Source organism: Microbulbifer mangrovi, assembly GCF_002009015.1.
Taxonomy (GTDB): Bacteria; Pseudomonadota; Gammaproteobacteria; order Pseudomonadales; family Cellvibrionaceae; genus Microbulbifer; species Microbulbifer mangrovi.
In genome coordinates, this window is the sequence record NZ_LZDE01000326.1 from 37,332 (window position 1) to 47,263 (window position 9,932).

Genomic DNA, 9,932 nt, shown 5'->3' on the forward strand with positions numbered 1-9,932 from the left:
TCAATGCAGGGTTAATACGTAAGCCGCGGATTTTTCGGTAAAGCTGGAGGCGTTGCCCTCCACCCAGTCCCGGTGCCCATTGCCAAAGAAGGGGGATAGGGGATGGGCGCTTTGCCCGGTTGCCATATGGAATATTCCGCGCTCTTCGTGTCCCGGCGCCACGACCATGCGCTCTGATGCGCCGTTGGTCGAAGACTGGACGCGTGGCATATGGGAGTCCCCGGGTAGTGAATCAGCGGGCATTGCGGTGAACCAGTTGACGGCGCCTAACGCGCGTCCCAGCGGATGCCGGATCTTGGCAGAGTTCTGAACTCCCCATGTCTGTTCCGCCAGCGGCAGCCCGTCTTTCGCCATATCTTCCAGTACCAGATCCAGGGCGGCGAACTTGAGCGCCTGCCAGGATTCAAATTCAGGATTTAGCAGGTGTTCTGGTTCTGCCGACAGCATTGCCCACGCCGGATACTCCACCTGGCGATTCACGCGCCCGAACTTGAAATCCGGTGCGTGGCGCTGCATGAACGTCAGCACCGGTGCGGTAGAAAGGTCGATAAAGCGCAAGCGGAAGTTGCGCACGATGCGGTAACCCACAGAGTCGGCGCTGGCGCGACCGCCCCAGTTTTCTACTTGTTGACGTACCTCCTGATACTCGTCGACGCCCTCAAGTAATTCGCTCAGCTGCTTTTGCCAGCGTTCGAGGAATACCGCGCGATCATCCAGTTGGATGTCGAGCAGATCCTGTTCGGTAAAATGTTCCCGGGCAAACAGGTCATCGCGAATTTGCTGCTGGCGCGCACCTAGCGCGTAGCCGCCATCGCCCATTACATGCAGGTATTCCCCGTCCATGGTGCGCGCATTCGCAGTCCAGATGCGGTGAGACGGCGGGTTGTAAACCTGCGGCTGCTCTTGCAGAGAAAGATAACCATCCCAGTACGCGGTACCGTCCGCCCAGCTCACCGAGCGACTACCATCCAGCCCAACACGGCGGGGGATTGGGCCTGCCACGGTCCAACCGATATTGCCTTCGCTGTCACCCAGTACCAGATTCTGATGGGGAATGCCGAGCTCTGGGGCGAGATCCATCGCGTCTCGGGTGCTTGCTGCGGTTTCCAACTTCAGCAGGTTCAGATTTGCACCGCGCACATCGTGGGCCACCCAGCGATAGGCGAGGGGTCTTTCATTGTGGTCTTTGCCAACAACCGGGCCCCAGATGGTTTTGCGCACTTCCAGCGTAGCCGCCGGCTTGCCACTGATGGCGATCTTCTCTTGGTCGATTTCGAAATCTTTCCAGCCATCGGGCGTGCGGTACTGGTTTCCATTCTCCGAGAGCTCGAGGGGAATCAGGTCGCCCCAGTCTGCAGTGGTATTGGTGAAACCCCACGCAACTTTGCTGTTGCTGCCGGCGACGATGATTGGGCCGCCCGGCAGGGAAGCACCGCGCATTTCAAAATCGGTTCCCGGTACGTTCCAGCCCGCACGGAACCAGATATTGGGGACCGTGATCTTCAGGTGCATATCGTCAGCGACAATGGCCGCGCCGTGTTCGGTCAGGGCGCCGCCTACGACCCAGTTGTTACTACCGAAGATCATGTCTTCGCTTTCCATTTTCTGTTTTGCGATGGGCGCGCCGTCTTCGACGAGCGCGGCAATATCCGTTTGCGGCAGAGACAGGGGAGCGCGGGCATCGCCGATCAAGGGTGCATCCCAGATACCGCCTTTGGGGACGAAGAAAGCATACAGATCACCAGGCAGCAATTCAGCCAGCGCATTGTCGCGACGCTCAAAGTTACCGGTGTGGCTCTGCAGGGTCATATACATGCTGAAAATGGTGAGCAGGCTGTCTGCTGGCACCCATTCGCGGGGCTGCTGCCGGAGCAGTGCGTACTCCCATGGAGTTGCCCCCAGCTGCGACAGACCGAAGTTAACGCCGTCCGCATACTTTTGCAGAACATTGCGGTCCTGCACGGGCATGGCGGCGATATTCCGCTCTGCACGAGCGCGGAACTGATGTACTCGCACTTCCTGGTCGTGATCGAGAGCCGCTTCGCCGACCAGCTCTGAAAGCTCACCTGCGGAATTGCGGCGCAGCAGGTCCATCTGGAAGAAGCGCTCTTGCGCATGCAGGAAACCCAGGGCGAAGGCGGAGTCACTGCGGGACTCGGCAGTGATGAAGGGGATACCCTGGGCGTCGCGCTCGATGGTAACCGGGCTGTCCAGCTGGCCGGTGGTGAGGTCGCCGTCCAGCAACGGCAGGCTTTGGCGTAACCACAACCAGGCGGCCAGGCCAACCAGTAATAAGAGGACAGATAGGGCAAGCAGGCCGTGCAGCGCGCGTCGCGGCCAGGGAGTGGGAGCCATCATCACAGGTTCTCTCGCTGTAAATTCAGAGTCGTTATTTTGGGACCCGCCGTGGTCATTTGATACAGCGGGTGTTGGCAAGTCTAACAGTCTTAATTGGAACTTTAATGGTTACCAGCAGACTTATTTCGGTCACAAACCCATAGTTTATGTTGAGAATAATGCCAAAATGGCGCAATACGTCACATTATCTTGCGCCGAAACTGACCAGTCACGGTAAAAAGGTCATAACAAGCTTTTCTTGGGACAGCTGTACCCTTAAGATGGCCGAACTTGACTATCAATAAAGATAACTTTCCATCACGCTTTTCATATAACTAAAACGCGAGGACGCGATGATGTACGACGCCAATCAGTCCGGTAAAAACCGATCTTTCACAATTTCATCTCTTTCCGCAGCCATCGCCGTAACCACAGCGCTGAGCGGCACCGTATCTGCTGCCGAGATTGAAGAAGTTGTGGTTACCGCGCAGAAGCGCGCGGAAAACCTGCAAGATGTACCAATTGCCATCTCCGCTTTCACTGGCGACAGCATGAAGGCAATGGGTGTAAAAAATCTGACAGACCTGGGTAAATTCACGCCGGGCGTCGAAATGAACAACGATACACCCCTGCAGCCCACCTATAGTGTGCGCGGTATCGAAACCGGCGACTTCACCGTGGGTTCTGACCCGGCGGTAGCAGTTTACGTAGACGGCGTTTACACCGGCCGCGGTGCCGGTGCAGAGGTTCCGCTCGCCGATATCGAGCGTGTCGAAGTACTGAAAGGCCCGCAAGGCACCCTGTTTGGTCGTAACGCGACCGGTGGTGCGATTCACATCATCAGCAAAAAGCCCCAGGCAGACGACACTACCGAACTAAACCTGACTGCCGGTAACTACGGTCGCCAGTCTTCCGACCTGCTGGTTAACCGCCAGCTGAGCGACAACCTGTACGGCCGCTTCACCGCGTCCACCAACCGTCGCGATTCCTTCGCCGATAACCTGGCGAATGATTTTGAAGTGGGTAATGTCGACACCCAGACCTATCGCGCATCCCTCTTGTGGGAACCGACCCCGGATACCGAAGTTCTCTGGCGTGCCGAGTACGGCATCATGGATCAGGGCAGCGCGCTGCGTACCTCCATTGTTCCGTCGCTTCAGGCGGAAGCCGGTGGCACCGACGTGTTTGGTGACTACGCACTGGATACCCCGACTATCGAAGATCGCGATTCCTGGGGCACCTCCGTGTCTGTGATTCACGACTTTGAAAACGTCACGCTTACCTCCATTACCGCGTACCGCGGTTTTGAAGCACACTTGCAGCAGGACGAAGACGGTACAGCGAATCCGGATTACATGTTCGGTTCTGCCAACTTCGATGATCAGACCCAGTTCTCCCAGGAGTTCCGTCTGAATGGCATGACTGACAACCTGAAGTGGACCCTGGGTGCTTCCTACTCTCGTGAAGAGCTGGAGCACACCACCGATGCGTACTTCACTGCAGGTTCTCTTGAGTCCTTCGCCGTATATGAAGGCGTAAAGGCACAGGTTGAAGCGCTCGGCCTCGACCTGACCACGACTCAGGTGGAAGATATGGCGTATCAGCAGCGCCAGGCGATGATTGCCGGCGGGCTCGAAGGTGCGGCCGTAGCCACTTTCGTATACGACCTGATGGTGCAATCTGGCCAGGCTGACGCGCTGCTGCAAGAGCTGGGTTCACCGGTACCAGCCAGCATGTTGAACCGCGAGCAGATGGCTGCGCAGCTGATGGCCGGTATTACTCCCTGGGTAATGGCCGACACGCCGTGGAACGAGTCCGTACTGAATAAGGGCGATTACCGCTCGGCCGCGATCTACGGTGACGCCACCTGGAGCCTGACCGACAAGATGGATCTGACCGTTGGTGCCCGTTACACCGCCGATGAGAAAGACTTCTCCATCGTCAGCTCCTACCAGAACACATTGCCGCTGGCTCTGGCTGGTGGCATGGTAGACATCATGGGCCCAGATGGCACCGTTATCGGGCAGCTTCCGATTCCGACCATCCCGCTTGGCGCTATCCCTGCACCGCGTTTCGGCATGGCGTTCAACAACAACGGCGTTGCTGACCTGAGTCAAGACCTGAGTGATTCCTGGAGCGACCTGTCTGGCCGTGTGGTTCTGGATTACCGCTGGAACGACGATGTGATGACCTTCATCTCCCTGGCAGATGGCTTTAAAGCGGGCGGCTTCAACAGCTTCAGTGCTGCGCCGGGCATCGACCCGTCTTTCGACCAGGAAAGTGTTACCAACCTGGAAATTGGCCTGAAGAGCAGCTTGTTCGACAACGCCGTGCGCTTCAATGCCTCCGTGTTCGCGTACAACTACGACAACCTGCAGCAGTTGGACCTGGTCGGTGCGCCGATCCCGAACTACTACCTGCGTAACGCCGATGCGGAAGGTCGCGGTGCTGAATTCGAAGTACAGTGGGCCGCTACCGACAACCTGTTTGTTGCCGGTAACTACTCCTTCCTGGACACCGAATACACTCGTTACCAGATCATCGAATCTATCGGTGAGACCGAAGAGGCGAACTCTCGCGTAGGCCAGCCCCGCGTGGGCACCCCGGAGAACAAGTTCAACCTGATGGCTGAATACTCCTGGGATCTGGCGAGCGGCGCGAATGTCGTGCTGCGCGGTGACTACAACTGGACCGACGAGCGTGTTGGCTCCATCAGCGACCCGGCCCGTGTGATCCCGGACTACCAGCTGATGAACTTGCGTGCAGGCTGGAACAGTGCCTCCGACCGTTACTCTGCAGCTCTGTGGGTACAGAACGTCACCGACGAAGAGATTGCTGGTGGCTATGGCGGTACCGGTGCTGCGATCGGCGCCAGCCCCGCTTGGCGTTTCATGCCTCGCATGTACGGTGCGGACTTCACCGTACGCTTCTGATCACATCTGATGTGAAACAGGAAAAGGGTCGGCATCGCCGGCCCTTTTTTGTGCCCGAAGATAAATGGGAAAGACGTAATTCCTGGCGCCAATTGCCGCGAGAATCACTGCATCTACATGGGAAAGCGCCACAATGGATGTATGATCAATAGCAACCAGTGCAGTTGACGGCTCAAAGAATGATTCTGATTTCAGAAGCGGGTTCGGAGGTAACTGACAATTCGGCACACCTGTATTGGCAGGAGCCCGAAAGAGAACTATCTCTGGATGAGCGGGCCGCCTTACTCGGACGTTATCAAAAGGTCCGCAGTGAAACGGAAAGTCTCACCGATCCTCTGACATCAGAAGACATGCAGTTGCAGTCGATGCCCGATGCAAGCCCCAGTAAATGGCATCTGGCTCACACCAGCTGGTTTTTCGAGACATTTATCCTGCGCTCCCTGCTGCCGGGTTATTGTCCTTTCGATTCCGCCTATCACCACCTGTTCAATTCCTATTACAACGCACTCGGCCAACCGTTTGCACGACCTCAGCGCGGATTATTGTCACGCCCTTCCATAGAAGAAGTTTTCGCCTACCGCCGCGGCATTGATCGCGCCATTGAGCAGTGGCTAACGGAGGAAGACGTCTCCACGGAACACGCCAATTTACTGGTGCTGGGCCTCAACCACGAGCAGCAACACCAGGAATTACTGCTTACCGATATCAAGCATGCGTTTTCGTTAAATCCCACATTGCCCGCCTATCGGGATGATTTAGAGAGCGATCCCGCAGGGCAGGGCAGTCTTCCGAGCGAATGGCTCAAGGTGCCCGAAGACAATTACACCGTGGGTTGTGACGGCGAAGATTTCTGCTTCGATAACGAGGGTCCCGCGCACCTGCGATATCAACAGGCGTTCCGCCTTCAGTCGCGACTGATCACCAACGGCGAATATCTGGAATTTCTTCAGGATGGGAGCTACCAGGAACCGCGATTGTGGCTCTCGGATGGGTGGGCGCATGTACAGCAGAGCAGATTGCAGGCGCCGCTGTACTGGCGGGAAATTGACGGGGAATGGTTTCAGTTCACCCTCGGCGGACTACAGCCGCTGGATCTTAGGGCGCCCGTGTGCCACGTGAATTTTTACGAGGCGGATGCTTTCGCGAGCTGGGCCGGGCATCGCCTGCCGACGGAATTCGAGTGGGAAATTGCCGCCTGGCTACACTGCCGCAAGGATGCCGCGGGTCGGGCCAATATGCTGGAAGCGGGGCGCTTCCAGCCCTACCCGGAGACTGCGGCGGTATCCTCAGAGCCCCAGCTGCTGGGAAACCTCTGGCAATGGACCTCGAGCGCTTATCAACCCTATCCGGGCTTCAGGGCGAGTGCCGATGCAGTGGGCGAATACAACGGGAAATTCATGTGCAATCAGATGGTTCTGCGAGGTGGCTCCTGTATTACTCCGCGCAATCATATCCGGATCAGCTATCGTAATTTCTTTTATCCCCATCAAGCTTGGCAATTTACCGGTATTCGACTGGCAGGAGATTTTTAGTGGACATGGCCGTTCAAAATTCAGTGCTGACAGAGCAGGGGGCTGCAGTGCAATGCGGCTATCTCCAGGAGTTTGAAGCTGATGTTTTGGCGGGCCTCACCAGGCAACAAAAGACACTCCCGTGTAAGTATCTCTACGATGAAGCCGGGTCAAAGCTCTTTGAAGAAATCTGCGAGCTGGAGGATTACTATCTCACTCGCACTGAGGCCAATATTTTTTGCGAAAGCCTGCCCGAAATGGTGGACCTCCTTGGCGAGTCAGTGGTGCTGGTAGAGCCTGGTGCGGGCAATTGTGAGAAGGCCGAGCCCCTGCTGGCTTGTATGGAATCCCCCCAGGCCTACTATCCGCTGGATATATCTCCGGAGATTCTCCTCGCTGCCCAGCAGCGGATCCAGGCCAGATTGCCCGGGCTAGAGGTTGCTCCGGTAATCGGTGATTTCACTGCGCCTGAAGCCTGGGCTGATCTGCCGGAGACCACGCACAAAAACGTTATTTTTTTCCCGGGATCGACCATTGGTAATTTCACGCCGGAACAGGCTACTGCGCTATTGCGGCAGTTTTCCCTATTCCTGAAAGCCGGGGATGGTCTGTTGTTGGGGGCGGACCTGGTAAAAGATTCCGTCGTCTTGGAGCGCGCCTATCACGATAGCGAGCACGTGACTGAGCTGTTCAACAAGAACCTGTTATCGCGCATCAATTGCGAATTGAGCGGCAATTTCGACACCAGCGCCTTTGCCCACAGGGCCTTTTACCACGCCCATCGCCAGCGTGTAGAGATGCACCTTGTGAGTCTGAAGGATCAGACGGTGGCGGTTGCAGGGCGGGACTTCGAATTCCGGGAAGGGGAGACCATTCACACTGAAAACAGCCATAAATATACGCTCTCGGGCCTGAAAGCACTGCTTCAGAAAACCGGTTTTAGTCCCAAGCACTACTGGACAGATAATAAGCAACACTATGCAATTTACTATGCCGAAGTACTCTAAACGCAGTACCTTTTTCATTCGCACGATTCGCAACATAGCGTTATTGCTATCGGTCAGTTTTATCAGTGCATGCACCACCAATCAAAGCGTGGCAGAGCAGGGCGCTAACGCCGATATTGTGGTCTACAAGTCCCCGTTCTGCCTGTGTTGTAAAGAGTGGATGAAGCATCTCGAGCAAAATCAATTCAGCGTAAGCAGCGAAAACGGGCTGGATACTGCTGAGTTCAAACGGCAATGGGGTGTGCCCGCAACCATGCAGGGTTGCCATACCGGGGTCTGGAATAATAAATACGTGTTCGAAGGACATGTGCCGGCGCGCCTGATCCGGAAATTTCTCGCCAACCCGCCTAAAAACAGTATTGGCTTATCGGTACCCGGGATGCCGCAGGGCAGTCCCGGCATGTATCGGGGAAGGGATTTCGAACCCTATGTGGTGTATTCAATTCTGTCGGATGGCGGATACCGTTTTTACGAAAAAGTCACTGCGCCCGAGGCATCTTGAGCTGGCAAAGCATTCAGAGCAGGGGTAGTCTTGCAGCCCTTCCTAATGTGCGAAGGGCTAAAGTACTTTGAGCATCCAGCCATTTGAGCCAGCTATCGGGCTCGGCAACTGTCATCTACAGACCATATTTCCGCGGTTTCATCGGCCCAAACCCTGGATCAGAACCCAGTGCCAGTGGTTGACCACACCAGACGGTGATCGGCTCGCCTTGCACACACCGGCAGCGCTTGAAAACGATTCCAAGCGGCCAATCGTCCTGGTGCTCCACGGTCTGGAAGGATCAGTGGAGTCACCCTATGTGCAGGGATTGATGCAGTCGTTGCTGGATAACAGCTTTCAGGTAGCTGTCATGCATTTTCGCGGATGCGGCGGTATTCCCAATCTACTGCCCAGGGCCTACCACAGTGGTGATAGCGGAGATCCGCGCTGGCTGGCCAGGCATATACGCGAGAAATTCCCGGATGTGCCGCTGATGGCTGTAGGCTATTCGCTCGGCGGCAATGTATTGCTGAAATGGTTGGGCGAGGACAGTGACGAGACGCTGTTATCGGCCGCGGTGTCCGTATCGGCACCATTGGATCTTCATGCGTCCAGCCGCCGTATGGGGCAGGGGTTCTCCAAGGTCTATCAGCGCCATCTGTTGCAAAGCCTGAAGCAGAGCCTGCGCAACAAAGCGCAAGACCCGGAGCTCGCTCGACAGATGCCCGTGTTGAATGAATCGAGATTCTTTAGCGACTTCAGGAGCTTCGATCATCAATTTACAGCGCCGCTGCACGGGTTTAGCGGCGTAGATGATTACTACACGCGCGCGTCGAGCAAACCGTTTCTCAAAAGTATTCGTACGCCAACGCTGATTGTCCATGCTCAGGACGACCCATTTGTCTGTCCCAGTGCAATTCCCACGAGCGAAGAAATCAGTAGGGCGGTCACTCTGGAAGTCAGCAAGCGCGGCGGACATGTCGGCTTTATCAGTGGCAGTCTATGGCAACCGCGGTATTGGCTGGAATCCCGTATTCCCGACTTTCTGAAGCAGATAAAAGCCGAATATACGGATTATGCTCACACACTTTAATGATGGATGGCGTACGCCGGTTCCGGAATAGACGCATCTACATAGAACGACATGTACTGACGGAATGCGCTCGTCACCGCCGTATCCTGAAGAAGCGACTGTTCGGGGTCGTGTTGCTTGGTAATCAAACGCACCAGACTCAAGTGATAGTCACCGCTGTAATTCGCTTTCAGATGCTCATCGATAATCCCGGCTAGTTGCTCCGCCAGACTGTACTCCGTGCCCTCATTCAAAAAGGCATCCTTTAACGTCGTTTTGAATTCCTCCCAGCTGGAAAGTGCAACGGAAAGGCGTTCAATGGCGTGAAAAATCTGTTCTCCTGTAGTCATATAGTCCCCCTCGAAAAAGAGGGCGAATCCTACTGGAGAACCCCCGGTTTCCCCAGCGTTTCAGGCGCCAGAAGCAGGGTTTTCATGACAGTTTTTACGGCACCTCACGACGTGTATTCACAAGTCGTGTAAACCTCTGCAATTCGTTTATCGATCCTCACCTCTACCCAAATACTATATTTAACATAATCTATATTATGCGAACCTATATATGATTATGATGTGTGATGTGTGATGTGTG

At 55.6% G+C, this 9,932-nt stretch carries 7 protein-coding genes; 5 read left to right on the forward strand and 2 right to left on the reverse strand.

Annotated features, from left to right (window positions below; all coding sequences use genetic code 11):
- A complete protein-coding gene (locus B4U49_RS12880) occupies nucleotides 1-2,358 on the reverse strand; it encodes a penicillin acylase family protein (protein ID WP_239692615.1) in 2,358 nt (785 codons plus the stop codon).
- A gap of 332 nt (nucleotides 2,359-2,690) precedes the next feature.
- Between B4U49_RS12880 and B4U49_RS12885 the strand changes: the two genes are divergently transcribed.
- The 5 genes from B4U49_RS12885 (at nucleotide 2,691) to B4U49_RS12905 (ending at nucleotide 9,362) form a co-directional block, all read left to right on the forward strand.
- Nucleotides 2,691-5,270, forward strand: a complete 2,580-nt coding sequence (locus B4U49_RS12885; RefSeq protein ID WP_239692616.1) for a TonB-dependent receptor — start codon at nucleotides 2,691-2,693, stop codon at nucleotides 5,268-5,270.
- A gap of 179 nt (nucleotides 5,271-5,449) precedes the next feature.
- Nucleotides 5,450-6,802, forward strand: a complete 1,353-nt coding sequence (gene egtB / locus B4U49_RS12890) for an ergothioneine biosynthesis protein EgtB (RefSeq protein WP_078085008.1) — start codon at nucleotides 5,450-5,452, stop codon at nucleotides 6,800-6,802.
- Nucleotides 6,803-6,807: 5 nt separating this feature from the next.
- Nucleotides 6,808-7,788 carry an L-histidine N(alpha)-methyltransferase gene (gene egtD, locus B4U49_RS12895; protein WP_078085016.1) on the forward strand — a complete coding sequence of 327 codons (981 nt, stop codon included), beginning with the start codon at nucleotides 6,808-6,810 and terminating at the stop codon, nucleotides 7,786-7,788.
- Nucleotides 7,772-8,290, forward strand: coding sequence for a DUF411 domain-containing protein (locus B4U49_RS12900; RefSeq protein WP_078085009.1), 519 nt, complete (start codon nucleotides 7,772-7,774; stop codon nucleotides 8,288-8,290). Before egtD ends, B4U49_RS12900 begins: the two co-directional genes overlap by 17 nt.
- A 67-nt stretch (nucleotides 8,291-8,357) precedes the next feature.
- A complete protein-coding gene (locus B4U49_RS12905) occupies nucleotides 8,358-9,362 on the forward strand; it encodes a hydrolase (protein ID WP_078085010.1) in 1,005 nt (334 codons plus the stop codon).
- On the opposite strand, the gene B4U49_RS12910 is transcribed toward B4U49_RS12905, so the two are convergent.
- Nucleotides 9,359-9,691 carry a hypothetical protein gene (locus B4U49_RS12910; protein ID WP_078085011.1) on the reverse strand — a complete coding sequence of 111 codons (333 nt, stop codon included), beginning with the start codon at nucleotides 9,689-9,691 and terminating at the stop codon, nucleotides 9,359-9,361. The two genes, B4U49_RS12905 and B4U49_RS12910, sit on opposite strands and share 4 nt — an antisense overlap.
- Nucleotides 9,692-9,932: the final 241 nt, after the last annotated feature.